The 342-nt window shown below is 56.4% G+C and carries 1 protein-coding gene; it reads left to right on the forward strand.

Annotation, left to right across the window (positions count from 1 at the left end; genetic code table 11):
- Nucleotides 1-342 (forward strand): exodeoxyribonuclease III (locus tag HMPREF3052_RS09485; RefSeq protein ID WP_210399517.1); only part of this gene is annotated, 342 nt, incomplete at both ends.

Genomic DNA, 342 nt, shown 5'->3' on the forward strand with positions numbered 1-342 from the left:
CTGGACAGCCCAAAATTCCAATACAAAGAACACTGGTTTGCCGCATTGACCGAGTTCGTCCGCACCGAAATGGCCGCCCACCCCAAACTCGTCCTGCTCGGCGACTTCAACATCGCCCCAGCAGATGCCGACTGCTACGACCCCGAAAAATGGCACGAAAAAATCCATTGCTCCTCCATCGAAAGACAATGGTTTAAAAACCTACTCGACCTCGGCCTGACCGACAGCCTGCGCAAAATCCACCCCGAAGGCGCGTTCTACACATGGTTCGACTACCGCGGCGCCATGTTCCAACGCAAACTCGGCCTGCGCATCGACCACATCCTCACCAGCCCCGAACTC

This window comes from Neisseria sp. HMSC056A03, assembly GCF_001815685.1.
GTDB lineage: Bacteria > Pseudomonadota > Gammaproteobacteria > Burkholderiales > Neisseriaceae > Neisseria > Neisseria subflava.